Genomic DNA, 26,771 nt, shown 5'->3' on the forward strand with positions numbered 1-26,771 from the left:
GACGGAAGGAGCTCGGGTGATCGAGGCCCGGAATCTCACCAGGCGATACGGACCGATGGTCGCGGTCAACGCGCTCAGCTTCGACGTACGGCCCGGCAGCGTCACCGGCTTCCTGGGCCCGAACGGGTCGGGCAAGTCCACCACGATGCGGCTGATCCTCGGGCTGGACCGGTGCGACGCCGGCCAGGTGCGGATCGGCGGTCGCCGCTACCGCGAGTTGCGCTGGCCGCTGCGAGAGGTCGGCGCGCTACTGGAGGCCAGGGCGTTCCACCCGGGCCGCAGCGCCCGCGACCACCTGACCGCGCTGGCCGCCAGCAACGCGATCCCGCGCGCCAGGGTCGACGAGGTGCTCGACATGGTCGGGCTGACCAGCGCGGCCGGACGGCGAGCCGGGAAGTTCTCCCTCGGGATGGGACAGCGCCTCGGGGTCGCCGCGGCGCTGCTGGGTGATCCGGCGGTGCTCCTGCTGGACGAGCCGGTGAACGGGCTGGACCCCGAGGGGGTCCGGTGGATCCGCGACCTGCTGAAGTCGCTGGCCGCGCAGGGCCGCACCGTCTTCGTGTCCAGCCACCTGATCAGCGAGATGGCCCTGACCGCCGAGCGGCTGGTGGTGATCGGCCGCGGGCGGCTGCTCGCGGACACGACGGTCGCCGAACTGTCGGCCGGTTCGGCATCCCTGGAGGACGCGTTCTTCCAGCTCACCAGCGCGGCAGTCGAGTACCAGGGGAACCAGGCGAAGGAGCCGACGTCATGACCACGACCGCAGAATCCCGAGTGCCCAGCGGGCGCTACGGACTGGCGCAGGCGGCCCGAATGGAATGGATCAAGCTGCGGAGCCTGCGCTCGACCTGGTGGACCCTGATCGTCACGGCCGTCGGGACCGTCGGGATCGGGATCGCCGTCGGCCTGAACACCCGCAACGGCGCCGGGGACGTGACCAACAACGCGCTTGCCGGCGTGGTGCCTGGTCTGCTGCTCACCGGCGTACTGGGCGTGCTCACCATGACCAGCGAATACAGCTCGGGAACGATCCGGGCCACGCTGGCCGCCGTGCCACGGCGTCCCCTCGTGCTGGTGGCGAAGGCAGCGGTGTTCGGGGCCGTGACCCTGATCGTCGGGGAGGTCGCGTCGTTCGTCGCGTTCATCGCCGTGGGGGCCGCACTGCGCCACGGCGTCGTGGCCCCCACGCTCGACCAACCCGGCGTGCTCAGGGCGGTCGCGGTGACCGGGGCCGGCTTCTGCCTGATCGGGCTGCTCGGCCTGGGCCTGGGCGCGATCATCCGGCACAGCGCGGCAGCGGTCGGGGTGCTGGTGGCCGGCGTGTACGTCGTCGCGCAGTTCATCGGCTTCATCGCGCACGGCATGGCGTCGTACATGCCGATCCTGATCGTGGAGAACTCGCTGAGCACGACCCGGCCGGTGACCTGCGGCACGGACGCCGCGTCCTGCCCGGACTTCCTGTCCGCGGGGGCTGGGCTCGGCGTGCTGTGCCTGTACGCCGCGGTCGCCCTGGCCGTCGGCGGTTGGCTGCTGGCCAAGCGCGACGCGTAAGCAGAGACCGCGGTGGGCAGGGAGGAGGATGACGGCATGGCTCTTCCGGTGAGCACGCCGACCGCGGACCCGCCGCCGGGCGACCAGCGGCGGGGCGCCCGCGCGGTGCTGGTGGCCCCGTTCCACCAGCGTGCCGGCCGTGAGCTGGTGTTCTGCCTCGCCGGGCTGCCGTTCGTCGTGGCCAACCCGGTAGCACTCTTCGTCGTCGCGCTGGACCTGAGCTGGTTGGCCAGCAGCGGAGGGCGGGGTAATCCCTCCCCGGCCGACGCGGTCGTCGCCGCCGTCAGCGTGGGACTACTGCTGACAGTGCTGGTATCGACGGCGGGGGCCCGGACGCTCGGCTCACTGCAGCGCGGGCTTGCGGCCCGGCTGCTCGGGGTACGAGTCGGGGCACCGCCGCCGGTGCGCTCCCGCTTCGCCGGTCGGGCCTGGCCCGGCCCTCGCGACGGGGCGGGCTGGCGGGTCATCGTGTACCTGCTGGCCAAGCTGCCGGCCAGTCTGATCGAGCTGTACGCCGCCTTCTTCTGGATCGGCGGGCTGGTCAACCTGAGTTACCCGCTGCTGTGGGGGGCGTTCCGCAACCACCCGCCGGGGGTCCGGCTGAGCCCGGTGCCGGTGTTCACACCGTTCGGACTGTTCGGCGAGGGCACGTTCCGCGTCGCGACCCTCCCCGGCACGTTCGCCGCCGCTGCGGCGGGAGCGGCGATGCTGGTGGCCGCCCCGTGGGTGACCAGGGCCGTCACATCCGTCGACGCCTGGCTGATCCGAGGTCTGCTCGGGCCGGGGCGGCTGGCGCAGCGGGTCCACGACCTGGAGCTGAGTCGGGCGCTGGCGGTGGACAACTCCGCCGCACTGCTGCGTCGGCTCGAACGGAACCTGCACGACGGCGCGCAGATCCGGCTGGCCACGCTGGCCATGAACCTCGGCATGGCCCGCAAGAAGCTCGGCGAAGGCGGCGAGGTCGCGGACGCCGCCGCTGCCCGCGAGTTGGTCGACGCCGCGCTGCGCGGCGCCAAGGACGCGCTCGGCGAGCTGCGCAGTCTGACCCGGGGGATCCATCCGCCGGTGCTCGACAACGGGCTGGCCGACGCCCTCGCCTCCCTGGCCGCCGACAGTGCCATCCCGGTCGAGCTGACGGTCGCCATCCCGGTACGCCCCACCCCCGCCATCGAGACCATCGCGTACTTTTGCGCCGCCGAACTGCTGGCCAACGCCGCCAAGCACAGCTTCGCGAACACCATCGCCATCGGGGTGGCCGGAGCGCGGGGAGTGCTGCGGCTCAGCGTCGCCGACGACGGCACGGGCGGTGCCGACCCGACCCGGGGCACCGGCCTGTCCGGGCTGACGCAACGGGTCGCCGTGGTCGACGGCGCGCTCACCATCGCCAGTCCGCCCGGTGGCCCAACAAAGATCACCGTCGAGCTTCCGCTGCGCGCATGAGTGTGCGCGTGGTGATCGCCGAAGACGCGGCCCTGTTCCGAGCAGGGCTCGCCCGGCTGATCGAGGACCACGGCCACCAGGTGTGCGCCGCCGTGGGAGACGGCGACGCGCTGCTGGCCGCGGTGACCGAGCATCAGCCCGACGTCGTGGTGGCCGACATCCGGATGCCACCGACGTACACCGACGAAGGGCTGCGCGCCGCACTCGAGATCCGCCGCCAGCATCCCCGCACGGGCGTACTGGTGCTGTCGCAGTACATCGAGACCAGGTACACGGCCCGGCTACTGGCAGGCAACGCGGCGGGCGCCGGTTACCTGCTCAAGGAACGGGTGGCCGACGTCGCTGAGTTCGCCGACGCGCTACAGCGGGTCGCCGCGGGCGGCACAGCGCTCGACCCGGAGGTCGTCGGTCAACTACTGCGCGTCAGCCGCCGCGACGGCGGCGTGGCCGCGCTGACCCCTCGCGAGCGCCACGTGCTGGCGCTGATGGCGGAGGGGCGCTCGAACGCCGGCGTCGCCGACGCGCTCGTGGTGACCGGCGGAACCGTGGAGAAGCACGTCGCGAGCATCTTCGACAAGCTGGGGTTGCCCCCGGACGAGGCCGACAACCGCCGTGTCCTCGCGGTCCTGCGCTACCTGAGCCCGTAGGGCCGCACTCCGCGCCCTGGCGTCGAGGTCCTCCCGGGTGTTGGGGGCTATCCCCCACGTCGGGTCTGGGGTTTTCCGGTTGGTGCGGACATCGAGGCTCTTCGTACCGTTTGGGCACAGTCGATGTCCCGAGGGGAGCCTGGAGATGAGCGCAGTTTTCGCAGTACGGAGGGCGGTGCGCTGGCGCAGCGTCGTGGCCGGCGCGACGGTCGCGGCGGTGTTGGCCTCCACGGTCGGCGCGGCGGCCGGGTCGGCCGCACCGTCGACCCCGGATCGCAGGTCCACGGCCACGGTGCTTCAGCGCGGCCTCGACGAGCTGCACGGCCTGGGCGTGTCCGGGACACAGGGCCTGGTTCGCGACGGAAGCCGGGTGACCACGACACGCAGCGGCGTGGCCGACCTGGACACCGGCGCGCCGATGCCGCTCGACGGGTACTTCCGGATCGGCAGTACCACGAAGACATTCGTGTCGGTGGTGTTGCTCCAACTCGTCGGCGAGGGGCGGGTCCGGCTGGACGATCCGATCGACCGCTGGCTGCCCGGTGTTGTCAACGGCAACGGCAACGACGGCCGGCACGTCACCGTTCGCCAGGTCCTGCAGCACACCAGCGGTCTCTACGACCCCACCGGCGACCTCGCCGCCCTGCACTCGGCCGACGAGTTCCGGGCACACCGCTTCGACCACTACACCGAGGCGCAGCAGGTGGCGAGCGCGATGCGGCACTCGCCGCTGTTCGACGCCGGCACCCGCTGGAGCTACTCGAACACCAACTACCTGCTGGCCGGGATGCTCATCGAACGCCTCACCGGACACCGGTGGCACACCGAGGTGCACTCGCGGATCCTGATGCCGCTGCGCCTGACCCACACGTTCTACCCGGGTGACCGGCCGACCCTGCCCCAGCCGCACGCCAACGGGTACCGGCAGTTCGTGCCCGGCGGGCCGATGGTCGACACGACCGTGTTCAATCCGACCGTGACGGCCTCCGCTGGCGGCCTGGTCAGCACCCCCGCCGACCTGACCCGCTTCTGGCAGGCGGTCGGCCAGGGTCAGCTCCTGCGTCCCGGGCAGGTGGCCGAACTGCACCAGACCGTGCTGGCCGACGAGTTCCAGGGAATCCGAGCAGGCATCCGCTACGGGCTGGGCATCATGTGGATACCCAACCGGTGCGGCGGCTCCTGGGCGCATGTCGGCTCCATGCCCGGGATGAGCACCCTCGCGGCGGTCAGCCCCGACGGGCACCGCTCGACGGTCCTGTACCTGGCCACCGAGCTGGCCGACCCGGGCCCGGCGATGGCGGTCATCGAGCGGCAGATGACACTGCTCGACGATCTGCTCTGCGGCTGATGGGCATCGCGGTGGCGGCGCGAGCGGGCGACAGACGCCAGCCGGCCACCCGCCGGCCACCAACCGAGGGCATACTGCGTCGCGTGTTGACCCGATTCGGCTACCTCGACGCGCCCGCGCCGCTGGCGTTCGCCCACCGCGGCGGCGCGGCCGAGGGCGACGAGAACACCACCGAGGCGTTCGCCCGGGCCATCGGGCTGGGCTACCGGTACGTCGAGACCGACGTGCACGCCACCGCGGACGGCGTCGCGGTGATCTTCCACGACCCGACGCTGCGCCGGGTCACCGGTGAGGCGGGGCGCATCGCCGAGATGCGCTGGTCCGACCTCGCCTCGGTACGCGTCGGCGGCGCCGCCGTCGTACCTCGGCTCGACGAGGTGTTGGCTGCCTGGCCGCAGGTCCGCTTCAACATCGACGTGAAGGCCGACGGCGGCGTCGAGCCCACGGTCGCGACGGTGACCCGGGCCGGTGCCGCCGACCGGGTGCTGCTCGCCTCGTTCAGCGACGCCCGGCTGACCCGGCTGCGGGCGCTCACCGAGGGGCGGATCGCCACCAGCCTCGGCATGCGGGGGGTCGCCCGGCTGCGGCTCGCCTCCCTGCACGGACGGCCGCTGCGGCTGCCGCCGTCGGTGGTCGCCGCGCAGGTGCCGCCACGCTACGGGCGGGTGCCGGTGGTGGACCGCCGCTTCCTCGACTACTGCCACCGACTCGGCCTGCAGGTGCACGTCTGGACGATCGACGAACCCGCCCAGATGCACGAGTTACTGGATCGTGGCGTGGATGGCATCATGACCGATCACGTCGGCGTGCTGCGCGACGTCTACCGCAGCCGCGGCCACTGGGCCGCCTGACCATCGAAGGACCCCCGATGGCCGAGACCGTGACCCCCACGGCTAACGACACCCCGCCCTCGGCGAGCACCCGCCGCGAGCGTCGCGGCTGGTACATCTACGACTGGGCCAACTCCGCGTTCCAGACCACCGTCATCACGGTGTTCCTCGGCCCGTTCCTGACCACCGTCGCCGAGGTAGCGGCCGGCTGCGAGTTGGGCGCGGACTCCTGCGACGGCTTCGTGTACCCGCTGGGCATCAAGGTCGCCGCCGGGTCGTACTACCCGTACCTGATCTCGCTGTCGGTGTTCCTCACCGTGTTCGTGCTGCCGGTGATCGGGGCGATCGCGGACCGGTCGGCGCACAAGAAGCGGCTGCTCGGGGGTGCTGCGTTCACCGGCGCCGGTGCCACCATCGCGATGGCCCTGGTGACCGGCGACCGCTACCTGCTCGGCGGGGCGCTCTTCCTGGTCGCCAACATCTCGTTCGGCGCCGCGATCGTGGTCTACAACTCGTTCCTGCCGCAGCTCGGCGGCCCGGACGAACGCGACGGCATCTCCAGCCGTGGTTGGGCGCTGGGCTACCTGGGCGGCGGCCTGCTGCTGGCGCTCAACCTGGTCGCGATCACCCTGCTCGACAAGGGTGACAACCCGCAACGCACGCTGGACCTGGCCCGCTGGTCGATCGTGTCGGCGGGGGTCTGGTGGGCGCTGTTCACGCTGGTCCCGCTGCGCTGGCTGCGTGAGCGCCCCCCGGCGGCGGCGCTGGCCGGTGGCGGCAACGTACTCACCGACGGTTTCCGCCAACTCGGCCGAACCATCCGCGAGGTCAAGGCGTACCCGTTGACGCTGTTCTTCCTGCTGGCGTTCCTGGTCTACAACGACGGCATCCAGACCGTCATCACCCTGGCCAGCCAGTACGGCACCGAGGAACTGCGCCTGGAGCAGAGCACGCTGATCATCACCATCCTGCTGGTGCAGTTCCTCGCCTTCGGCGGCGCGTTGAGCCTCGGCGCGTTGGCCAAGCGCATCGGCGCCTGGAAGACCGTGCTGCTCAGCCTGGTGCTCTGGACCGGTGTGATCATCGGCGCGTTCCGGTTGCCGGCCGAGGCACCGGTGCCGTTCATGATCCTCGGCGCGGCCATCGGCCTGGTCCTCGGCGGCAGCCAGGCGCTGAGCCGGTCGCTGTTCAGCCAGCTCATCCCGGCCGGAAAGGAAGGCGAGTACTACGGCTTCTACGAGATCAGCGACAAAGGCACCAGTTGGCTCGGCCCGCTCGCCTTCGGCCTGGTGTTCCAACTCACCGCCTCGTACCGGGTGGGCCTGGTCTCACTGCTGATCTTCTTCGTGGTCGGGTTCCTGCTCCTCGCCGCCGTGCCGATCCGCCGTGCCATCGTGGCCGCGGGCAACACACCACCCCGGGTGCTCTGAGCACGGGTCCCGCGCCCGACCGATCCGGGCCGGTCAATGGGCTAGGCTGCCCGACCGTGACCGACGACGCCGCCACCGCACCGACCTGCCTGGCCCACCCGTTCCCCGGCCAGCCACATGCTCCGGCCGGCTGCGCCGCCGCGCGCGGGCTCGACGGGCGTCCGGTGCACGCTGCGGCGTTGAAGTTCTTCTGGGGGCCGATGGACTGCGGCAAGTCCACGATGGCGTTGCAGATGAACTACAACCACGCCCGGCAGGGCCGGCGCGGGCTGGTCACCACCCGCATCGACCGGTCGCTGGGACCACAGGTCACCACCCGTATCGGCCTGGCCCACGAGGCCATCGAGGTCACCGATGACCTGGACCTGCGGGCCCTGGTGCGCGGCCGGTGGGCCGACGGGGTACGCGTGGACTACCTGATCTGCGACGAGGCGTGCTTCTACACCGTCGAGCACGTGGAGCAGATGGCCGAGTTGGTCGACAGCTACGACGTCGACGTGTTCGCGTTCGGCCTGGCCACCGACTTCCAGTCGCGGATGTTCCCCGCCACGCAGCGACTTTTCGAGTTGGCCGACGAGGTGGCCCGCATCCAGGTCGAGGTGCTCTGCTGGTGCGGGCGCGAGGGGCTGCTCAACGCCCGGGTCGTCGACGGGCGGGTGGTCCGCGAAGGAGCCCAGGTCGTCATCGGTGACACCGTCGACACCGCCGAGGTGCGCTACCAGGTGCTCTGCCGCCGGCACTACCGCAGCGGCGACCTCGGCCCCCGCGACTGAGCGGCCCGCCGCGGCTCACCGCACGGCCCGCGGTACCCACAACCGGTCGGTCATGGTGACGGCGATGATCACCGCCAGCGCCAGCGTGGCGCACACCGCGACGGTCACCCCCAGCCGCACACACACCGGCACCAGCGCCAGCAGCACCACCGCCGCGGAGATCCGACTGGTCGGCAGGGTCCGCCACAGCACCGCCTGGTAGGCGGCGTGCCCGGCGAGGAACAGCGCGGGGCCGCCCAGGGCGAACAACGCAGCCGCCGCGGTGGCGGGGGCACCGGGTTCGCGCAGCAGATGCTCGTCGCCCGCCGCGGTGACGATGATCCCGGCGACCATCACCGGGTGCAGGTAGTTGAACGCCAGCCGACCCAACGCGCCGGTGCGCTCACCGGCACGCGCGATGATCTCCGCCGCCAGCGGGGCGGACCGGGCGAAGTACACCCACCACAGCGCCACCGAGCCGGCGAACGCCAGCACGAACGCGCCGGACGTCCTCAGGTCCAGGTTCTGCGCGAGGGTGCTCCCGGTGACGAGGATCGACTCACCCAGGGTGATGAGGATGAACGCCTGGCACCGCTCGGCAAGGTGCCCGCCCTCCACCATCCACCGCTCGGCTGGGCTGTGGCCCCGACCGGGCACCGGGAACCCGGTCGACAGGCCGATCACTTCGATCGCGATCGCCGCCGCCCACAGCGCCTCCTGGAAGGCCCCGCCGGCCACGGCGCCGAGCACGACGAGCAGCGACGTGGCGACGAACCACGGGGACGTCTTCTGAAACCCGTCGACCAACCACGGCTGGCCCTGCACCGCCCACAGCGAGAAGATGGTGCGCCCCCCTTGCACGGCCGCGTAGACCAGCGCGAAGAGCAGGCCGGCGCCGGCGAACGCCTCGGGGATCGCCGCCGAGAGCAGCAGGCTGCCCAACATCAGCGCGATCAGCAGCGCCCGTACCGGCGGCTGGTCGGGTCGCAGCCAGTTCGTCCCCCAGGCCGTGTAGATCCACACGTACCAGACCAGCATCAGCAAGAGCGCGGTGCGGGCGGCGCCGCGCCAGTCCGGGTGCGCGATCAGGTAGTGCGCCAACTGGGTGGTGGTGAAGATGAAGACCAGGTCGAAGAAGAGCTCCATCGACGTGGTGGGCTCCACCCCCCGACGCTCGCGCAGCAACCAGGGCCGCTTCGGGCGGACGGCGGGCGGCTCAGAAGGGGTCGCCACAGACCCGCCAGTTCCCGTCCTCACGGACCACCGGTAGGCGGCGTTCCTCACTGAGCCCGCCGTCGCGGGTCACCTTCACGGTCACCGTTCCCTGCGGTCGTCCGCTGCGGGTGGCGACCGACACGTCGGTGATCTCGTAGTCGGTGACCATCGGGGGCGTCCGTACCCAACTGGTGAAGCCGATCGCGCTCCACCGGCTGCGCGCGTCCTCGCAGAGCCGCTCGTACGCCCTGTCGCTGTCGCCGAGGGCCACCTCGCTGAGGAAACCGTCAGCGGTCTCCCGGATCGGGCCGGCGGCCTGCCGGACGGTCTGCAGGTTCCAGGCCCCCAACCCGGCCACCCCCACACAGCACAGCGCCACACCGATCCCGGCGAACGCCAACCCGGTGCGCATCGGGCGGTGACGCCGGGCCGGTCGGCTCCACGACTGGCCCGCACCCACGACTACCGACCGTAGAGAACGTGATTGCACTGAAGTGCGACAAGTCGGAAATAAGGCGTCGGTGGTGGGTGGGGACTGCCCTGTTCGGACCGGACCTGGATCGTCTACCGTCGGCGCACACCCCCCGAGCCGTGCCAGGAGTCGATCGATGAGCCGCTTCGTGCAGCCGGCACCACCCCCCGTCGACCCGTACGCCAGCGATGGCCTGCTGCGCTCCTGGCTGGAGCGTCACCTCGGCCCGGGCGGGCACGCCGCCGCGAAGGGCCGGCTCGCGGACCTGGCCGCCGACGTCACCGGGCCGCTGCGCGCGGCGCACGCCGACGCGGAGGCGCACCCGCCGACGCTGGTCCGTTACGACCCGTGGGGTGCCCGGATCGACCGCATCGACACCTCCGCCGGCTGGCAGGCGCAACGCGCCGCCGCCGCCCGTCACGCCGTGGTCGCGCTGCCCTACCTGCCGGACGCCCGGGGCACCTGGGGTGCCGCCGCGCGGGTCGTGCAACACGCCCTGCTGCACCTGTACGGGCCGGAGTCGGCGACGTTCTCCTGCCCGGTGGCGATGGCCGACGGGGCGGCGGCGCTGCTCAGCATGCCCGACGTCGACGCCACGGCCCGTGACGCGTGGCTCCCCCGGCTGATCTCCACGGACCCGGGCACGGCGATCACCAGCGGGCAGTGGATGACCGAGTCGCAGGGCGGCTCCGACCTGGGCCGCTCCAGCACACTCGGCCGACCCGCGGCGGACGGGTCGTGGCGGCTGACCGGGGAGAAGTGGTTCTGCTCTGCCGCCGACGCGGCGATGGCGGTGGCGCTGGCCCGACCGGAGGGCGCCGGGCGGGGCAGCCGGGTGCTCGCCCCGTTCCTCGTTCCCCGGTACGCGGTCGACTCGCCGCTGGCCGACGGCGCGACGCCGGGCGCACCCGCACCGGGTGTCACAGTGCACCGGCTCAAGGACAAGCTCGGCACCCGGGCGCTGCCCACCGCCGAGATCGGCCTGCGTGACGCGTACGCCCTCCCGTTGGGTGACCCGGCGGTGCCCGGTCTGGTCCGGGCGATGACGCTGGTCGTGGTGACCCGGGTGCACAACGCGGCGGCGGCGGCCGGCGGGATGCGACGGGGTCTCGACTACGCCCGGGCGTACGCCGAGGTGCGGCACGTCGCCGGCGGCCCGCTGGTCTCCTCACCCCTGCACCGGGCCACCCTGGGCACCCTCGCTGTCGACGCGGCGGGCGCTTTCGCGCTCGCCGGGCACGCGTTCGCCTTGCTCGGGCGGGTGGAGGTCGGCGCCGACCCGGAGGCCGCGGCGGAACTGCGCATCGTGGCGCCGTTGGCGAAGCTGGCTACCGGCCGGCTCGCCGTCAGCTCCGCCAGCGAGTACGTGGAGAGCTTCGGTGGGGCCGGCTACGTGGAGGACACCGGGGTGCCCCGGCTGCTGCGCGACGCCCAGGTGCTGCCGATCTGGGAGGGCACCACGAACGTGCTGGCCCTGGACGTGCTGCGCGCGCTGACCCGGGAGGACGCCGGGGCCCCGCTGTTGAGCCGGCTCGCCGCCGCCGTCGACCTGGCTCGGCCGCTGTCGCCGACGCTGGCCGACACCCTGGCCACCACCACCGCGCAGCTGAGGGAGACCGTCGCCGCGGTCACCGTCGACCCGGGTGCGTCGGCGGTGCTCGCGGGCGCCCGTGGTCTGGCGTTGCGCCTGGCGTACGCGCTGATCACCGCGTTGCTCGTCGAGCACGCCGCCTGGGGAGACGAGCAGGCGGAGTTGGCCGCCCGGCTGTGGGCGCGTCGCTGGCTGCGGCACGAGGAGATCGCCGAGGACGCTCACCACCACCTGGATCTGCTCTGCTGACCGGTCGGCGCAGCCGAGCTCGCCTGGTGGATCATGTATCTGCGGATCGGTGAGCAGCGACATGCCGAAGAGGACGAGACATGCCGGGAAGTCGAACCAGCATTGGCCCTGACACCTACCGGACCCATCTTGAGGACACGGTGGTGCGGTTGACGAATCAGGCCAGAGCCAAGGCTCGTCTGCCCCCACTGAAGACCAACGAACTGCTTCGTCAGGCAGCGCGCAGCCACAGCCTCGATATGGCGCGGCGCGGCTACATCGCCCACAACGACCCGGATGGCGTCACGCCCTTTGATCGGATGTGGGCACACGGGTACGCCGAGCCCGCCGGGGAGAATATCGCCGGGGGTCAGCGCCAGCCGCACGAGGTGATTCATGCCTGGCTCAACAGCCCTGGGCATCGCGCCAACCTGCTGCATCCGGATTTCTCCGAGATCGGCGTCGGCGTGCACCTCGGCTACGGCCCGTTGTGGACGCAGACCTTCGGCTACGGGTGACGGCGGGCCGGGCCGCGGTGAGTGTCGCGACGCCGTCGTTGTCGGACCTCGGCGGCATACTGCCGGCGTGACGACTTCTGCCGACCTCGCGATGGTCAACCTCGACAGTTCCGATCCCGCCGGCCACGCCGCGTTCTATCACGAGGCGCTGGGCTGGGAGGTCACCCACAGCCAACCCGAGTACGCGATGATCAGCTCCGGTGGCGTCTCCATCGGCTTCGGTCTGGTCGAGGGTTACCGGCCGCCCGCCTGGCCGGACGAGACCGGCGATAAGCGCTACCACCTGGATCTCTACGTCGATGACCTGGCGGCGGCGGAGGAGAAGTTCGTCGCCGCGGGCGCGTCGAAGCCGGCCTTCCAGCCCGGCGGTGAGCGGTGGGTGGTGCTTCTCGACCCGATCGGGCAGCCGTTCTGCATCTGCCCGCGCCCACAGGGCTGACGCAGCGTCAGCTGCGCCGACGCGACCGGGCCGCCCACACCGCGTAGGCCGGGTCACGGTCGAGGTTGTGCCGGTCCCGGTCGTAGCGGCGGGTGGTGCGCGGGTCGGCGTGCCCCATGGCGTCCTGCACGTCCTCCAACGGCACTCCCTCCGAGCGGGCGGTGGTGGCGAAGGCGTGCCGCAGCGAGTGCGGGGACAGCTTCGCCCAGGCCGGGAGGCCGGCGGCGCGGGCGAGCCGACGGACCATCCGGAACACCGAGTGTCGGTCCAGTCGGGCACCACTGGCGGTGACCAGCAGCGGGCCGGTCAACTGCGGCACCGGCACGCCGGTGGTGGCGGCCCGCTGGGCCAGGTAGGCGTCCAGGGCGTGCGCGGTGCCGGGGGTGAGCGCGCGGCGGCGTTGTTTGCGGCCCTTGCCGACGAAGCGCACGCTGCGGTGGCCGCGTTCGGTGCCGAGGTCGGTCAGGTCCAGCGAGATCAGCTCGCCGACCCGCAGCCCCAGGTCGGCGAGGAGCGCAAGCGCCGCCCGGTTGCGTACGGCGGTTGCACCGGTGTCCACCTCGGCGGCCCTGAGCAGGGCGTCCACCTCTTCGGGGGTGAGCCCGACGGTGGCGGAGTGGTCCCGGTCGACGCGGGGGCGGTCGGCGCCGGAGACCGGGTTGGCCGGCACCGCGCCCAGTTTGACGAGAAAGTCGTACCAACTGGACAGCGCCGAGAGCCGGCGCGCGACGGTCGCCGGGGTCAGTGGGCGGCCGCTGCGGGCGCCGACGCTGTTTTCCAGGGTGCGGGCGTACTCGTTGACGTGCAGGAACGTGGCCCGCAGCGGGTCGAGGTCGTGGGTGGCGCACCAGCGGAGCCAGCCGGTGACGTCGCGTCGGTAGGCGTCGCGGGTGTGCTCGGACAGCCGCCGGTTGCGCAGCCACGCCTCGGTGACCTCGACCGGCCCGCTCGGCAGCGCCGGTGGCGCGGGCGGACGGGCGAGCACCGGAGCGTCGGAGAACACCATGTGAAAAAGACTCTCAGCCTCGGGTGGGATCGGCGTGCAGGCGCGCCGATCCCACCCGAGGCCGTGGCGGATCAGGCGTTGATCTCTCGGCGGGCGGCGCCGTTGGCCTGGATGCTCACCCGCCGGGGCTTGGCGCGCTCGGCGACCGGGATGCGCAGCGTCAGCACCCCGTTCTCGTAGCCCGCCTCCAGCTTGTCGGTGTCCAGTGTGTCGCCGAGGAACAGTTGCCGGGTGAAGGTGCCCATCGGGCGTTCGGCGGCGACCAGTTCGACGCCGTCGCCGGCCGGTCGGCTCCGCTCGGCGCGGACGGTGAGCACGTTGCGTTCGACTGTGCAGTCGATGCTGTCCGGGTCGACGCCGGGCAGGTCGAACGCCGCGTAGAAGTGGTCGCCGTCGCGGTAGGCGTCCAGGTGCATCATCGCGGGCCGGGCCGCCGTACCGAAGAACTGCTCGGCGAGCCGGTCGATCTCGCGGAACGGGTCGGTACGCATCAACATGGTGCCTCCTCGGTTCTCCTGGCCGAAGGTGATGAGTTGAGCCGGGGTGACTCAACTTCCTCTTCTTATTTAGCGCGTCCGCACGCGGACGTCAACTGCTCACGACAGCCGCTTCTCAAACCAGTGATCGGCGTAGAGGCGCTGCGCGTACGCCGGGATCTCCGCATAGCCGTGCCGGGCGTACAGGGCGCGCGCCTCGACCAGGTCGTTGCGGGTGTCGAGCCGGATCCGGTCCGCCCCGGCCGCGCGGGCCCGCTCCTCGACTGCGGCCAGCAGCGCGGCGCCCCCACCGGCACCGCGATGCTCGGGGCGGACGAACACCCGGGTCAGCTCGGCCCAGCCCGGCTGCCAGCGCAGCCCGGCGCAGCCGGCCAGGTCGTCGCCGTGGTGGGCGAGCAGAAGCAGCCCGCTCGGCGCGGCCAGGTCGTCGCTGGGCAAGTCGGCCAGGGCCGCGTCGACCTCGCCGGGCAGGGCCGGGCGACGGTGGTAGCGAACGACCATCTCGGTCATGTACTCGCGCAGCAGCAGCACGGCGTCGGGCTGGTCGGGCCGGACATCGGTGGTCATCCAGGTGGGCCGGGCGGTAATGGTCACCTGTTGATCATTACCGCCCGGTCAACGGCTTTATCCGGGCTGCCGGCCTCGCGCGTCCGGTGCCGCGGGCGCCGATCTGCGGCAGCTGCCAGTCGTGTTTACCGGCGGGGGCGGGGCAACAGGGCGATCAGCGCCGCCGCCACTGCTACATGCGTCGCGCCGAGGGCGAGCTTCGCGCCGACGGTGGCCTCGACGCTGAACACGGGGACGAAGGACAGCACCGTCACGACGATGGCCAGCGAGATCCAGACCGGTCGGGCGACCCGGCTGGCGAACCGCTCCAGCAGCGCCAGCGCCGCCCAGCCGAGCAGGGCGGCACCCAGGGCGATCATGACGATTGCGCCAGCCCCGATGACCGTGGCGGGCTGGCCCGGGCTCTCGACCGTGTAGTCGACACCGGCCAGCGCGCCGATCGCCCAGACGGCCAGGGGGGCCACGACGGCGGCGACGACACCGAGGGCGCGGCGGCGCAGTGGTGAGGGGGTGGGGGTCGCGACGGTGGCAGCACTCATGACGGGCTCCTCGTTCAGGGGAAACGAACGAGTACGACCGTAACAGATAGTCTTGTTCGGAACTATCTTTCTCGGAACTAACAGCCGGAGCGGGCCCCCGGCGCGTACGGGGAGGTGTTGGCCAACGGTCCACCAACGAGCGCAAGGAGAGCCCGCAGGAACGCCTCCCGGTCCTGCTCGGGCAGGGTTGCCAGCAGGTCGTCCTGGATGCGCCGGACCACCTGTTGCGCTTGCCGCAGCACCTGCTCCCCCGCCGGAGTCACCGCGACCAGCCGGGCACGCCGATCAGTCGGCGCCGGGCGACGCTCGGCCAGCCCGGCGCGTTCCAACTGGTCGAGCGTGACGACCATCGTGGTCTTGTCCACGCCGCACCGCTCGCCGATCTCCCGCTGGGTCAGCTCGCCGGTGCGGGCCTGCGCCAGCACGTAGTGCGCCCGCGGCGAGATGCCCAACTCGGCCAGCCCCGCGGCGTGCTCGGTCTGCAGCGCGTGGCTCGCCCAGGAGAGCAGGAACAACAGGTCCGGTGGGCCGTCGGCGGGCGTGCAGGAGGTCATGCGCCGAGGCTAGCAAGATCCTCCGCGACGAGACGTTTTGCGCGGCGGGCGATCAGAGTCGCTGGTAGATGCCGTGCTCGCGGGTGAGCAGCTGCTCGTCGATCAGGTACCGGCGCAGCGTCGCGTGATCCGACCCTCCCGCCGCGCACCACGGCTTGAGCGCGTCGTCGACGGCCCGCTCCGGATAGCGGGTGCCCGCCTCGAACGACCGCTCGGCGATGTGCGCCAGCAGGACCCGCCGCCGGCCTCGCTGCGCTGGCAGACCCACCAGGACGTCTCCGCGCAGGAAGGTCCGCAACACCGGGTCAACGCCGGGTTCGGTGTCGTCGTCGGGGCGGCTGTCGCGCGCGGCGGCCCGCAGCGACGCCTCGTCGGCCGCGAGCGCACCGTCCGCGCCGGTGACCAGGCCCGCGTCGGTGAGCCGGCGGACCCCGGTGAGCACCACCCGCGCCGGCAGGTCGGCTCGCTCGGCGACCTCGGTCGCGCTGGTCGCACCCAGCACGATCGCCGCGAAGATCCGTCGTCGTCCATCGTCGGCCAGGGCGCCGGCCAGCGTATGCGCAGTCACGCCGGTCACCCTCGCATCAGCGGTACGCGGGCCGCCAGGCGTTTTCCCGCCCGCTCAGTCGGTCTGCGGCTGCTCGGCGACGAGCAGCACCCGGCGCAGCAGGTCGGAGAGGTGTCGCCGCTCGGTCGCGGTGAGCGCGCCGAGCAGGCGGTGCTCCTCCGCACCCTGGACCTCCATCGCCCCGCGCCACGCGGCCTGACCCGCCTCGGTGAGCTCCACATCCACCCGCCGGCGGTCCACCGTGGACGGAGTCCGTCGCACGAAGCCCCGCCGCAGCAGGGTGTCCACTCGCGCGGTGATCGAGGCCGGGGCCATCGCGAGATCCGTGGCGAGATCCGAGGGGGCCGCCCGGCCACCGCGCCCGGCCAGAGCGTGCAGGGTGTCGTACTCGTGGGCCGGCAGGTCGAAATCGACCAGGACCCGCTCCTTGACCGCCCGCAGATGTCGGGTCAGTCGGATCATCCTGGTGACCGCCCCCTCGACGTCCGCGTCGAGGTCGGGCACCACGGGCAGCCAGCGCTCGATGTGCTGGTCGACGGCGTCGGGGGTGGTGGTCACCGCGCCAGCTTACCGCAGCACCGAAATATTCGTTGCCGAAATATTCGACGTCAAACTAAGCTCCGCTCATGGCTCACCCACTGCGCAACCCCTCCTTCCGGCTGCTGTTCCTGGGGCGCAGCATCTCCGCCATCGGCGACGCGGTGGTGCCCGCCGCGCTGGCGCTTGCCGTGCTGCGCGCCACCGGCTCCACGGGCGCGCTGGCCGTCGTCCTCGCCGCGGCGGTCGTCCCCCGCCTGCTCCTGCTGCCGTTCGGTGGTGTCGTGGCCGACCGGTTCGACGCCCGCCGGGTCGCCCTGCTGGCCGACCTGGTCCGCTGCGCCACCCAGGTCGCGGTCGGCGTCGAGCTGCTCGGCGGCGACCCGTCGTTGACCACAGTGGTGGTGGCCTCCGCGTTCGGCGGCGTCGCCTCGGCGTTCGCCATTCCGACCGGGTCTCCGCTGGTAGCCGGCACCGTCGAACCGGCCGACCGGCAGCGCGCCAACGCCCTGATGGGGATCACCGCCAACACCAGCCGCCTCGCCGGGCCGGCGCTGGCCGGCGCGCTGATCTGGGCCGCCGGGCCCGGCTGGGCATTCATCCTCGACGGCGCGTCGTTCGCGCTCAGCGCCACCCTGCTCGCGCTGGTGCGCGTCCGCCACGTGCCGGTGCCCCGCCGTTCCGTCCTCGCCGACCTACGGCACGGCTTCGGCGAGGTACGCGCCCGCGACTGGTTCTGGACCAGCCTGCTCGGGCACGGCGTGTGGAACGGCGCCGCCGCCGTGCTCATGACCCTCGGGCCGGCCGTGGCCATCGACCGACTCGGCGGCGAGACGACCTGGGTGCTGCTGCTGCAGGCCGGGGCGATCGGCATGCTCGCCGGCTCGCTGCTGGCCGGGCGGGTCCGGCTGCACCGGCCGGTGCTGCTGGCCAACCTCGGCCTGGCCTGCTACGCCGCGCCGCTGTTCCTGCTCGCCGTCGCCGCGCCCGCCGCCGCGGTGATCGCCGCCTACGCGGTGGCGCTGACCGCCCTGGGCTACCTCAACCCGGTGTGGGAGACCGTCGTGCAGCACCACTTCCCGCCCGAGGTCCTGGCGCGGGTCACCTCGTACGACTGGCTGGTGTCGCTGGGCGCCATGCCGCTGGGCTATGCGCTGGCGCCGTTGGCCGCCGACGCGTTCGGCGCACCCGTCCCGCTGGCCGTCGCGGGCCTGCTGGTTCTGGCCTCCTGCGCGGGCACCGCGCTCGTCCCCGGCGTACGCCGCCTCACCTGGCCGGCGACCGGGCAACCGCAACCGGCCGAGCCCGCCTCCGTCAGTTGATCGGACCGATGCGCGGCGCCCGGGCCCCGACCGCATGAATGGCTCCCGGCGCCGGCCGGGAGCCATTCATACGATGTGGTCGGTCAGGGCGGCGTCGCGTGCCATCGCGACGAAGCCACGCCACGACTGCGGGCTGAACGTCAGCGTGCCACCGTCGCGGTCCTTCGTGTCACGAACGAGGACGACGCCCGGAAGGTTGTCGGCAACCTCGACACAGTCACCGCCGTTGCCGCCGCTCCTCGTGCTCTTCCGCCACCGGGCACCGGTCATGTCCATGATGCTGCCGCTTCTCTGAGAAGTTCCAACGAACGCCCTCGGGGCAGGGCCTCGCCGCGAATACGTTCCCACCGCCGTTCCAGGCTAACAAGATCCGACGTTTGGTCGAGGATCTGCGCCCGTGCCGCGCTGTCGACGTGCGCTACCCGCGACCCGTCCGGCATGTCGGCGATCGTGAATGGTCCGTCGAGCCCGGGATAGCTGGGCGCGTCCGCCGGGACGATGTGGAGTTGGATGGTGCCCGCCTCGGCGTAGCCGACCAGGCGTGCCAGTTGCGCCGCCATCAACGCGCGGTCGTCGCCGACGCGCTGCCTCAGCACCCCCTCGTCGAGCACCGCGATCAGCAGTGGCCCGCCGCTGCGGCCGAGAATCGCCTGCCGGTTGATGCGCGCCTCGGCGAACTCGGCGACCGCCTCCGGCGTCAGCACCCCACCGGCCAGGGTCGCCCGGGCGTACGCCTCGGTCTGTAGCAGCCCGGGCACCCAGGCGAGTTGGAATGACCGCAGCGTCACGGCCTCACGTTCCAGGTCGACCCACGGCCGGAACCACACCGGCTCACGGCGACGGACCACGTCCGGCCACAGCGCGTCGGTGTCCTTCGCCAGCAGCCCCGCCACGGTGGCCCGGTGTCGGCTCTGGGGAATGTGCCCCGGGCTTGTCCACCTGGCGACGGTCTTCGGGTGCACACCGAGCTGACCCGCCAAGCTCTCGGCGGTGTGACCCGCCGCGGCCAGTGCTGCGACAAAGGCGTGGTTCATGCAGTCCCTCCCCTAGAACAAATCCGCTGAGATGAAGAGGTTACGTAACGCTGTGTGTTTGTCCAGCGACCCCCGGCAAAGTGCCTGTAGAGGGCGTTACGACAAGGAGGAAGCTGTGCAGAACGAGGTACTGCAGACCTGTCTGTCCACACGGGTTCGGTGGTGCGTAACCGTGGGGGTGGGCTGATGCCCGAACGTCCGAAGCACTCCCCGTTACGCCCCTCGTGGCGCTGCCCGGTCTGCGGCATCCTGTGGCCGTGCTCGGCAGCGAAGCTGCGCCTGCTCGGCGAGTACCGCGGGGATCGGCCGGGTCTGCTGCTCCACCTGACGGCACCCAGACCGCCAACGACCGGGCGATGCGGCTAGCGGCGAAGCTGGGGTTCACCGAGGTGCAACGGTACGAGGCGTGGGGTGCCGAACAGTGGATGGGCATCTGGTCACCGGTCACTCCGCTCGCATGCCGTTGACGAACGCGGCGAACCTCGGCCGCGCCTACCTGGGCTCCGCCGTAGTCGTCGCCAGCCGGGCGTGCCGGTGCATGTCGTGCCAGCCGTCGGCGTGGCGCACTGAACCGCGAGCCACGCCCTCCTCGGTGAAGCCGGCCTGCGCGGCCACCCGGCAGGACGCCGCGTTGCCGGTCGAGTGCTCCAGGGCGAGCCGATGCAACCCGGCCGCCGTGAAGCTCCACCCGGTCAACGCGAGCAGCGCCTCGGTGGCGACCCCCCGACCTCGCGCGGTGGGCGCCACCCAGTACGACACCTGCGCCGACGCCTCGGTCAGCAGCACATCGCGCAACCCCACCTGACCGACGGGCCGGTCGTCGGCGTCGACGACGGCCCAACTGGCGGCGCTCTCGGCCTGCCAACGGCCGGCCCACTGCGCCGTCCACGCCCGCGCCTCGTCGTCGCTGTCGAGGCGGCGCACGTGCCATCGCTGGATCGCCGGACAGTCGAAGGCGGCCCGAACGGCCGGGGCGTCGTCGCCGCGCCACGGCCGCAGGGCCAGCCCGGGGCGTACCGGAAGGTGGGGTTGCTCCTGGGCGGCGAGGCTCCCGGCGGGCAGGGCTGGTGCGACGAGCAGCGGCATCAGCCCATTATCGAGCCGGCCGCCTCACTCTCCGGTCGGGCCTCCGGCGAGTTCCGCGACCACGTCGAGGTGGCCCAGGTGCCGGGCGTACTCCTGCACCAGGTGGAACAGCACCCGCTCCAGCGACGCCGGGTCCGCGCCGTTCCACCGCGGGCCCGGCGCACCGATCTCGGCCAGGTCGTGTGCCGTCACCACGGCCGTGGTGTGCGCGCCCTGCGCCCGCAGCGCCGCCACCAGGTCCGCGCGGGTCTCGTCGGGGGCGACGTACCAGCGGTCGTCGCGGCGGTCGCCCCACGGCTCGGCGACGTCCCGACCCTGGAAGCCCCACTCGATCCAGCGCCGCTCGACGTGACGCAGGTGCTTGAGCAACTCCAGTGGGGTCCACCCGGACGGCAGCCGACTGCGCCGCAGCTCCGGCTCGGCCAGCGCCGACACCTTGTCCACCAGGGACTCGCGGAAGTAGTCCAGGTAACGCAGGAAGACCTCGGTGCGGCTGCCGGCCGGGCTGGTCGGCTCGGGGAACGACGTCATGATCCGGTCGGTAGGTCGCGGGCGCGCTGGCGTACACCGGCCCCGCCGTACGGGTAGTCACCCACCAACGGGGCGCTCGCCTCGTCCAGCAGCCGCATCTGCTCGGCGTCGAGGACCAGGTCGGCGGCGGTCAGGTTGTCGTCGAGCTGCTCGGTGGTCCGCGCGCCGAGGATCACCGAGGTGACCGCCGGTCGGGCCGCCAGCCAGGCCAACGACACCGCCGACATGGACACGCCACGGTCCCCGGCGATCTGGCGCACCGCGTCGAGCACCCGCCAGGTGCGCTCCTCGGCGTTGCGACCCGCGTACGCCTCGACGCCGCGCTGCGGGTTCTCGCCGAGGCGCGTCGTGCCGGTGGGCGTGCTGTCGCGCTGGTACTTACCGGTCAGCCAACCGCCACCCAGCGGTGACCACGGCAGGATGCCGATGCCCTCGTTCTCGCAGACCGGCACCAACTCGAACTCGATCTCCCGGGCCAGCAGGTTGTACTGCGGTTGCAGGGTCACGATCGGGGTGAGGTTGAGGTGCTGGGTGAGCAGGGCGGCCTTCTGCAACTGCCAACCGGTGAAGTTGCTGACCCCCGCGTAGCGGATCTTGCCGGCGCTGACCGCGTCGTCGAAGAACCGCAGGGTCTCCGGCAGCGGGGTCAGCGGATCCCAGGCGTGCGCCTGGTACAGGTCGACGGCCTCGACGCCGAGGCGCCGCAGGCTGGCGTCCAGGGCCCGGGTGAGGTGCACGCGGGACAGGCCGGCGTCGTTCGCCCCCGGGCCCATCGGGAACCGGCCCTTGGTGGCGATCACCAGGCGGTCACGCACGTCGGGTCGGCTGCGCAGCCAGCGTCCGACGATGTCCTCGGAGACGCCGGCGGAGTAGACGTCAGCGGTGTCGATGAAGGTGCCGCCGGCTTCGACGAACCGGTCCAGTTGGGCGAAGCTGCCGGCCTCGTCGGTCTCCGCGCCGAAGGTCATCGTGCCCAGACACAGGGTCGACACCACGGTGCCGGTGTTGCCCAGAGTGCGATAGCGCATATCGTCCTTTCGGTCCGAGTGACAAAGCCGATCTTCGCACTCGGCTGGGCCACCTGCACATGGAGGCCACCAGCCACCGGCACGGGCACCCGCGCGGCGACCCCGGGGGTCATCATGAGCGGGTGAGCGAGCCCGCGATCGACATCGACCGACCTCACCAGCCGGCACAGTCGCCACCGCCGGCGCAGCCACCGGAGCTCGGCGAGCGCACGCGCGGCCCGTGGCTGGTGGCCGCCGCCACCACCGTGACGCTGCTGCTGCTCGCCGGCCGCTACGGCTATCACCGCGACGAGTTGTACTTCCTGCTCGCCGGCCGACACCTGGACTGGGGCTACGTCGACCAGGGCCCCCTGGTCCCGGCGCTGGCTCGACTGCTCGACACGATCGCCCCGGGCAACCTGGTGGTGCTGCGTACCCCGTCGGCGGTGCTGGCCGGCGGCGCGGTGCTGCTGGTCGCCGCGATCGCCCGGGAGCTGGGCGGCGGCCGGGGCGCGCAGCTCGTCGCGGCGGTGCTCGCCGCGCTGTCCGGCATCGTGCTCGCCAGTGGTCACCTGCTCAGCACCACCACCGTCGACCTGCTGGTCTGGTTGGTCGCGGTGTGGTGTGCGGTGCGGTTGCTGCGCACCGGTGACAGCCGTTGGGCGCTGGGCATCGGGCTGGCGCTCGGTGTGGGCATGCTCAGCAAGCTGCTGCCGGGGTTGCTGGCCGTGGGCCTGGTCGCCGGGGTGCTCATCGCCGGGCCGCGTCGGCTGCTGCGCGACCGGTGGGTGCTCGCCGCCGCCGGGATCACCGTGCTGCTGGCCGCACCGAACCTGATCTGGCAGGCGTCGCACGGCTTCCCGCAGCTCGGCGTGGCCGCGTCCATCTCCGACGGTGACAGCTCCTACAGTGGTCGGCTCGACGCGTTCACCCTCCAGTTCGTCATCATCAGCCCGTACGCCGTACCCATCTGGATCGCCGGCCTCGTGGCGCTGCTGCGCCGGCCGCACTGGCGGGCCTACCGGGCGGTGGGCTGGGCCTGGTTGGTGGTGGTCGGCATCGTGCTGGTTGCCGGCGGCAAGGGTTACTACGACGCGCCGCTGCTGCTGGTCCTCACCGCCGCCGGGGCGCTGGTCACCGTCGCGTGGGCCTCGCGCGGGTCGCTCTGGTGGCGGCGAGGGCTGCTCGCGCTGGGCGTGGTGCCGTTCCTGCTGCCCAACATCGTGCTGCTGCTGCCGGTGCTGCCGGCCGACCGGTTGCCCGGTTTCGTGGTCGACGTCAACTACGACGCCGGCGAGACGATCGGTTGGCCGGCGTTCGCCGACTCCCTGGCCGCCGTCCACAGCGGATTGCCGCCCGAGGAGCGTTCGCGGGCGGTCGTGCTCACCGCCAACTACGGCGAGGCCGGTGCGGTGGCCCGGTACGGGCCGGCCCGTGGTCTGCCCCAGGCGTACTCCGGGCACAACAGCATGGTCGACTTCGGTCGGCCGCCCGCCGACGCGGACGTGGTCATCGCCGTCGGCTGGGAACGCCCCGACCAGCTGAGCGCCTGGTTCGAGCAGTGCACGCTCGCCGGGCGGGTGGACCAGCGGGTCGAGGTGGAGAACGACGAGAACGGCGGCCCGATCCACGTGTGCCGGGGGCTGCGGCGTCCGTGGGCGCAGATCTGGGACACCGAGGTACGCCACACCGGCTGATCGTGCGCCGCTGGTGTGGCCAGGTTGGCCAGCTTCAGCCGGTTCCGCTGCTCAGCCAGGCCTGGATGCCGACCAGGGCCTCGGGGCCGGAGGTGGCGTCGACGTCGCGGGCGAGGTCGGCGATCGTGACCGCGGCGAGCGCCTGATGCCACGCGGCCTCGGCCGCCCACATCGCCCGGGAGACCGGACATGGCGTGGTGCAGGCGTCGGCCGGGGTCGCGAAGGGGCCGCGCTGGCGGATCTCCGTGCAGACGAAGGTCGGGCCGGGGCCGTCGACGGCCCGGACCACGTCGAGCAGGGTGATGCTCTCCGGTGCGCGGGTCAGCACGTAGCCGCCGGACTTGCCCTGCACGGAGTGGATCAGGCCGGCGCGGGCCAGCGACTGGAGTTGCTTGGCGAGGTAGCTGCTGGAGACGTCGTGCAGTTCCGCCAGCTTGGCGGCCGGAACGGGCGCGTTGGTGACCGTGAGCACCACGCAGCAGTGCAACGCCCACTCGACCCCGCCGGACATCTTCATGACGTCACCCTAGCCACCCCGTTACTCGGACTCGTTGTATCCGAGTATAGTTCTCGGACATAAGAGGTCCGAGTTTCGGCGGGCGCTTCGGCAGCCGGACAAACGACCACACAGTCACGGGAAGGTGCACGGGCATGAAGATCGCGGTACTGGGCGGGACCGGCCTCATCGGGTCACAGGTCGTCAAGATCTTGCAGGCCGCGGGCCACGAGGCGGTGCCGCTCTCGCCGTCCACCGGGGTGGACCTGCTCACCGGGCAGGGCCTCGCCGACGGGCTCGCCGGCGCCGAGGTCGTCGTCAACCTGACGAACTCGCCGACCTTCGACGAAGCCTCCCCCGCCTTCTTCCAGACGACCATGGACAACCTGCTGGCCGCCGCCGAGCACGCGGGAGTCGGCCACGCGGTGATCCTCTCCATCGTCGGCGTCGACCAGGTGCCCGGCCTGGACTACTACCGCGCCAAGGCCCGCCAGGAGGACATCCTCAAGGCCGGTCCCGTTCCGTACTCGATCGTCCGGGCCACCCAGTTCTTCGAATTCGTCGACGCGATCATGTCCTGGACCGCCGACGACACCACCGTCCGCCTGCCCAGCACGCCGGTGCAGCCGATGGGCGCCGCCGACGTGGCACAGGCCGTCGCCGAGGTCAGCATGGGCGCGCCGCTCAAGGGCATCCGCAACGTCGCCGGGCCCGACGTCTTCACCCTCGACGAGCTCGGGCGGATCACTCTCGCCGCCCGCGACGACCAGCGCACCGTGACCATCGACGACACCGCCGGAATGTTCGCCGCCATGTCCGGCGACGTCCTCATCGCAGGGGACGACGCCGTCATCGCGCCCACCGCCTACCGGGAGTGGCTCGGCCGCCAGGGCTGAGTCGCTGGTTGCCCCGCGTGCCGCTGCGGCAGTCGATCGCCGCGGCGGCACGGCAGGCGTGGCCGCTCATCGGTCCCGCACGGCGGGCGTGGCCGCTCGTCAGTCTTGCGCGGCCCGGGAGCGCCACTCGTCGGCCAGGATCGCGAAGACGAACTGGTCGGCCCACTCCCCGTCGAACAGGTAACTCCGCACGTGGTGTGCCTCCCGACGCATCCCCAGCCTGGTCATCAGGCGGGCGGAGGCCTCGTTGCTGGCGTGGCACCGGCCGTAGACCCGGTGCAGCCCGAACTCGTCGAACCCCCAGGCCAGCACCGCGGTGGCGGCCTCCGTCGCCAACCCGCGACCGCCGTGGTCGGGGTGGAAGACGAACCCGATTTCGGCGGTACGGTCCAACTGGCTGCGCCACACCAACTCCACGATCCCGATCACCCCGGCGTCGGTGACCACGGCTGAGGTCAGGCAGTCACCCTCCGCGCGCCACGCGTCCTCCCCCGCCATGGCGAGCACCGACACCCGTGACTGCTCACGGGTACGCGGTTCCGCGCCGAGCATCCAGCGCACGACGTCGGGTCGGCGCTGATACGCGTACACGTCGTCGAGGTCGTCGATCGTGACCGGACGCAGGGTGAGCCGCGCGGTGCGGATCGGGTAGGTCGGCTGGAACATCAGGCGAGCGTAGAGACCCGGGCGGAGCGCTCCGGTGCCGGTCGTGCGGCGTCCACCCGCCGGGGCAGCAGCAGCGGGCTCGCCAGGATCACCAGCCCGGCGACCATGATCGCCGCGCGGGGGCTGGTGGCCTCGGCGAGCAGCCCACCGAGCGCGCTGAGGACGGCGATGGTCGCGCTGCTGCCGATCGACCAGGCCGACAACGTGCGGACGATGCGATCCTTCGGCGTCTGTTCCAGGCGGTACGTGGCGAGCACCGGGTTGTACAGGCTCATGCTGATGATGATCGCGAACTCGACGGCAATCACCGTGGCGAGACCGACGACGCCGGGTTGGACGACGGCGAGGCCGATCAGCCAGCTCGCGCGCAGCGTGCCCACGGTGCGGATGATCCGCTGCTGGCCGTAGCGCTCCACGACCCGACGGGCCAGACGTGAGCCGATGAGCCCGCCGACGCACGGAACGGCGAAGGCCAGGCCGTACTGCCAGGGTGGAAAACCCAGCTCGCCGAGCAGGAGTACGGCCAGCAGCGGCTCGGTGGCCATGATCAGTCCGCTGACGAGCACCTGGTTGAGGTAGAGCGCCCGCAGGCCGGGGTGGGCGAACAGGTGCCACCAGCCGTCCAGCAGGTCGCCGGCCCGGACCCGGGTTCTGCCGCTGCGCCGGGGGTGGTCGTCGTGCCCGCGAATGGCCGCGATGCCCAGCGCGGAGAGCAGGTAGCTGAGCGCGTCGACCACGATGGTGACCACCGGCCCGAACAGGCCGACCGCCGCGCCGCCCAGCGGCGGCCCGACCGCGATGGAACTCCAGGTCGTCGACTCGAACCGCGCGTTCGCCACCAGCAGGTCGTCCGGTCGGACGAGGGCCTTGAGGAAGGCGCCGCTGGCCGCGTTGAAGGCGATCTTGGCGGTGGCGAGCACTGCCGAGACGACCAGCAACTGCCCGAAGCTGAGCCTCCCCAGCGCGTACGCGACAGGGATCGTCACCAGGACCGCGAACCGAACGAGGTCCATCGCGACCATCACCTGCCGCTTGCGGCGCAACTCCACCCACGGCCCGAGCGGCAGCGCGATCAGCGCGCCGACCGCCGGCCCCAGCGCGGCCAACACCGACACCTGGGCGGGGCTGGCCTGCACCACCAGCACGGCGATCAACGGCAATGCCCCGAACCCCAGCCCGGAGCCGTAGGCGCTGACCGCGTACGACGCCCACAACCACCCGAACCGCCGACCCAGCGGTCGCCTCGCGGACAAGCCGCACCTCCCGCTCCTCACAACTCGTCGTTGACCGCCGAGATCAAAGCAAGG

The 26,771-nt window shown here is 72.1% G+C and carries 31 protein-coding genes; 14 read left to right on the top strand and 17 right to left on the bottom strand.

Annotated elements, in window-relative coordinates; genetic code table 11:
* Positions 1-16 precede the first annotated feature (16 nt).
* The 8 genes from V6U86_RS09730 to V6U86_RS09765 all read left to right on the top strand — a co-directional run bounded on the left by V6U86_RS09730 (position 17) and on the right by V6U86_RS09765 (position 8,019).
* Positions 17-754 (top strand): ABC transporter ATP-binding protein, encoded by a 738-nt coding sequence (locus V6U86_RS09730; protein ID WP_334501024.1) that lies wholly within the window; start codon positions 17-19, stop codon positions 752-754.
* Positions 751-1,551, top strand: coding sequence for an ABC transporter permease subunit (locus tag V6U86_RS09735; RefSeq protein WP_334501026.1), 801 nt, complete (start codon positions 751-753; stop codon positions 1,549-1,551). The genes V6U86_RS09730 and V6U86_RS09735 overlap by 4 nt, the downstream gene beginning before the upstream one ends.
* Before the next feature lie 36 nt (positions 1,552-1,587).
* Positions 1,588-2,991, top strand: coding sequence for a sensor histidine kinase (locus tag V6U86_RS09740; protein WP_334501029.1), 1,404 nt, complete (start codon positions 1,588-1,590; stop codon positions 2,989-2,991).
* 2 nt (positions 2,992-2,993) lie between these two features.
* The gene (locus tag V6U86_RS09745) at positions 2,994-3,638 is read left to right on the top strand and encodes a response regulator transcription factor (RefSeq protein ID WP_334501611.1); all 645 of its coding nucleotides are present in this window, start codon (positions 2,994-2,996) and stop codon (positions 3,636-3,638) included.
* Between the two features lie 145 nt (positions 3,639-3,783).
* Positions 3,784-4,986 carry a serine hydrolase domain-containing protein gene (locus tag V6U86_RS09750; protein ID WP_334501031.1) on the top strand — a complete coding sequence of 401 codons (1,203 nt, stop codon included), beginning with the start codon at positions 3,784-3,786 and terminating at the stop codon, positions 4,984-4,986.
* 83 nt (positions 4,987-5,069) lie between these two features.
* Positions 5,070-5,837, top strand: coding sequence for a glycerophosphodiester phosphodiesterase (locus tag V6U86_RS09755; RefSeq protein WP_334501033.1), 768 nt, complete (start codon positions 5,070-5,072; stop codon positions 5,835-5,837).
* 17 nt (positions 5,838-5,854) lie between these two features.
* A complete protein-coding gene (locus V6U86_RS09760) occupies positions 5,855-7,246 on the top strand; it encodes an MFS transporter (RefSeq protein WP_334501034.1) in 1,392 nt (463 codons plus the stop codon).
* A gap of 56 nt (positions 7,247-7,302) precedes the next feature.
* A complete protein-coding gene (locus V6U86_RS09765; protein ID WP_442934910.1) occupies positions 7,303-8,019 on the top strand; it encodes a thymidine kinase in 717 nt (238 codons plus the stop codon).
* 15 nt (positions 8,020-8,034) lie between these two features.
* Here V6U86_RS09765 and V6U86_RS09770 read toward each other — a convergent pair whose 3' ends face one another.
* A complete protein-coding gene (locus V6U86_RS09770) occupies positions 8,035-9,231 on the bottom strand; it encodes a low temperature requirement protein A (protein ID WP_334501036.1) in 1,197 nt (398 codons plus the stop codon).
* Positions 9,215-9,673, bottom strand: coding sequence for an Rv0361 family membrane protein (locus V6U86_RS09775; protein ID WP_442934911.1), 459 nt, complete (start codon positions 9,671-9,673; stop codon positions 9,215-9,217). Before V6U86_RS09775 ends, V6U86_RS09770 begins: the two co-directional genes overlap by 17 nt.
* A 148-nt stretch (positions 9,674-9,821) precedes the next feature.
* Here V6U86_RS09775 and V6U86_RS09780 point away from each other — a divergent pair, with 148 nt between their 5' ends.
* The 3 genes from V6U86_RS09780 to V6U86_RS09790 all read left to right on the top strand — a co-directional run bounded on the left by V6U86_RS09780 (position 9,822) and on the right by V6U86_RS09790 (position 12,461).
* A complete protein-coding gene (locus V6U86_RS09780; RefSeq protein WP_334501038.1) occupies positions 9,822-11,525 on the top strand; it encodes an acyl-CoA dehydrogenase family protein in 1,704 nt (567 codons plus the stop codon).
* Positions 11,526-11,605: 80 nt separating this feature from the next.
* Positions 11,606-12,022: a CAP domain-containing protein gene (locus tag V6U86_RS09785; RefSeq protein ID WP_334501040.1), complete on the top strand. Its 417-nt coding sequence runs from the start codon at positions 11,606-11,608 to the stop codon at positions 12,020-12,022.
* Between the two features lie 67 nt (positions 12,023-12,089).
* Complete coding sequence (locus V6U86_RS09790) at positions 12,090-12,461, top strand: VOC family protein (RefSeq protein WP_334501042.1); 372 nt, start codon at positions 12,090-12,092, stop codon at positions 12,459-12,461.
* A gap of 7 nt (positions 12,462-12,468) precedes the next feature.
* Here V6U86_RS09790 and V6U86_RS09795 read toward each other — a convergent pair whose 3' ends face one another.
* From V6U86_RS09795 to V6U86_RS09825, 7 genes are all read right to left on the bottom strand, one after another.
* Positions 12,469-13,467, bottom strand: a complete 999-nt coding sequence (locus tag V6U86_RS09795) for a tyrosine-type recombinase/integrase (protein WP_334501044.1) — start codon at positions 13,465-13,467, stop codon at positions 12,469-12,471.
* A 71-nt stretch (positions 13,468-13,538) separates the two neighbouring features.
* Positions 13,539-13,964, bottom strand: coding sequence for an Hsp20/alpha crystallin family protein (locus V6U86_RS09800; RefSeq protein WP_334501046.1), 426 nt, complete (start codon positions 13,962-13,964; stop codon positions 13,539-13,541).
* 99 nt (positions 13,965-14,063) lie between these two features.
* The gene (locus V6U86_RS09805; RefSeq protein WP_334501048.1) at positions 14,064-14,558 is read right to left on the bottom strand and encodes a GNAT family N-acetyltransferase; all 495 of its coding nucleotides are present in this window, start codon (positions 14,556-14,558) and stop codon (positions 14,064-14,066) included.
* 98 nt (positions 14,559-14,656) lie between these two features.
* Entirely contained in the window at positions 14,657-15,070 is a 414-nt protein-coding gene (locus V6U86_RS09810; protein WP_334501050.1) for a DUF6069 family protein, read from the bottom strand.
* Positions 15,071-15,147: 77 nt separating this feature from the next.
* Positions 15,148-15,624, bottom strand: a complete 477-nt coding sequence (locus tag V6U86_RS09815; RefSeq protein WP_334501052.1) for a MarR family winged helix-turn-helix transcriptional regulator — start codon at positions 15,622-15,624, stop codon at positions 15,148-15,150.
* 52 nt (positions 15,625-15,676) lie between these two features.
* Complete coding sequence (locus V6U86_RS09820) at positions 15,677-16,192, bottom strand: DUF2087 domain-containing protein (protein ID WP_334501054.1); 516 nt, start codon at positions 16,190-16,192, stop codon at positions 15,677-15,679.
* 54 nt (positions 16,193-16,246) lie between these two features.
* Complete coding sequence (locus V6U86_RS09825) at positions 16,247-16,750, bottom strand: MarR family winged helix-turn-helix transcriptional regulator (RefSeq protein ID WP_334501056.1); 504 nt, start codon at positions 16,748-16,750, stop codon at positions 16,247-16,249.
* A 68-nt stretch (positions 16,751-16,818) separates the two neighbouring features.
* Here V6U86_RS09825 and V6U86_RS09830 point away from each other — a divergent pair, with 68 nt between their 5' ends.
* Positions 16,819-18,051, top strand: coding sequence for an MFS transporter (locus V6U86_RS09830; protein ID WP_334501058.1), 1,233 nt, complete (start codon positions 16,819-16,821; stop codon positions 18,049-18,051).
* A 66-nt stretch (positions 18,052-18,117) separates the two neighbouring features.
* Here the strand turns inward: V6U86_RS09830 and V6U86_RS09835 are convergent, their stop codons facing one another.
* The 5 genes from V6U86_RS09835 to V6U86_RS09855 form a co-directional block, all read right to left on the bottom strand.
* On the bottom strand, positions 18,118-18,327 hold the full coding sequence (locus V6U86_RS09835; protein WP_334501060.1) for a DUF397 domain-containing protein: 210 nt from the start codon (positions 18,325-18,327) through the stop codon (positions 18,118-18,120).
* Positions 18,318-19,085, bottom strand: a complete 768-nt coding sequence (locus V6U86_RS09840; protein ID WP_334501062.1) for a DUF5753 domain-containing protein — start codon at positions 19,083-19,085, stop codon at positions 18,318-18,320. Before V6U86_RS09840 ends, V6U86_RS09835 begins: the two co-directional genes overlap by 10 nt.
* Positions 19,086-19,577: 492 nt before the next feature.
* Complete coding sequence (locus tag V6U86_RS09845; protein ID WP_334501064.1) at positions 19,578-20,171, bottom strand: GNAT family N-acetyltransferase; 594 nt, start codon at positions 20,169-20,171, stop codon at positions 19,578-19,580.
* A 24-nt stretch (positions 20,172-20,195) separates the two neighbouring features.
* Positions 20,196-20,702, bottom strand: a complete 507-nt coding sequence (locus V6U86_RS09850) for a DinB family protein (protein WP_334501066.1) — start codon at positions 20,700-20,702, stop codon at positions 20,196-20,198.
* Positions 20,699-21,730: an aldo/keto reductase gene (locus V6U86_RS09855; RefSeq protein WP_334501068.1), complete on the bottom strand. Its 1,032-nt coding sequence runs from the start codon at positions 21,728-21,730 to the stop codon at positions 20,699-20,701. Before V6U86_RS09855 ends, V6U86_RS09850 begins: the two co-directional genes overlap by 4 nt.
* Before the next feature lie 122 nt (positions 21,731-21,852).
* Between V6U86_RS09855 and V6U86_RS09860 the strand changes: the two genes are divergently transcribed.
* The gene (locus tag V6U86_RS09860; protein ID WP_334501071.1) at positions 21,853-23,406 is read left to right on the top strand and encodes an ArnT family glycosyltransferase; all 1,554 of its coding nucleotides are present in this window, start codon (positions 21,853-21,855) and stop codon (positions 23,404-23,406) included.
* A gap of 34 nt (positions 23,407-23,440) precedes the next feature.
* Here V6U86_RS09860 and V6U86_RS09865 read toward each other — a convergent pair whose 3' ends face one another.
* Positions 23,441-23,923 (bottom strand): RrF2 family transcriptional regulator, encoded by a 483-nt coding sequence (locus tag V6U86_RS09865; RefSeq protein ID WP_334501074.1) that lies wholly within the window; start codon positions 23,921-23,923, stop codon positions 23,441-23,443.
* 134 nt (positions 23,924-24,057) lie between these two features.
* Here V6U86_RS09865 and V6U86_RS09870 point away from each other — a divergent pair, with 134 nt between their 5' ends.
* Positions 24,058-24,798, top strand: coding sequence for an SDR family oxidoreductase (locus tag V6U86_RS09870; RefSeq protein WP_334501076.1), 741 nt, complete (start codon positions 24,058-24,060; stop codon positions 24,796-24,798).
* Positions 24,799-24,897: 99 nt separating this feature from the next.
* Here V6U86_RS09870 and V6U86_RS09875 read toward each other — a convergent pair whose 3' ends face one another.
* Both V6U86_RS09875 and V6U86_RS09880 read right to left on the bottom strand, forming a co-directional pair.
* Positions 24,898-25,464: a GNAT family N-acetyltransferase gene (locus tag V6U86_RS09875; protein ID WP_334501078.1), complete on the bottom strand. Its 567-nt coding sequence runs from the start codon at positions 25,462-25,464 to the stop codon at positions 24,898-24,900.
* A complete protein-coding gene (locus tag V6U86_RS09880) occupies positions 25,464-26,717 on the bottom strand; it encodes an MFS transporter (RefSeq protein ID WP_334501080.1) in 1,254 nt (417 codons plus the stop codon). The genes V6U86_RS09875 and V6U86_RS09880 overlap by 1 nt, the downstream gene beginning before the upstream one ends.
* Positions 26,718-26,771: the final 54 nt, after the last annotated feature.

It is taken from the genome of Micromonospora sp. CPCC 205558, from assembly GCF_036902955.1.
In the GTDB taxonomy this organism is placed as follows: Bacteria; Actinomycetota; Actinomycetes; order Mycobacteriales; family Micromonosporaceae; genus Micromonospora.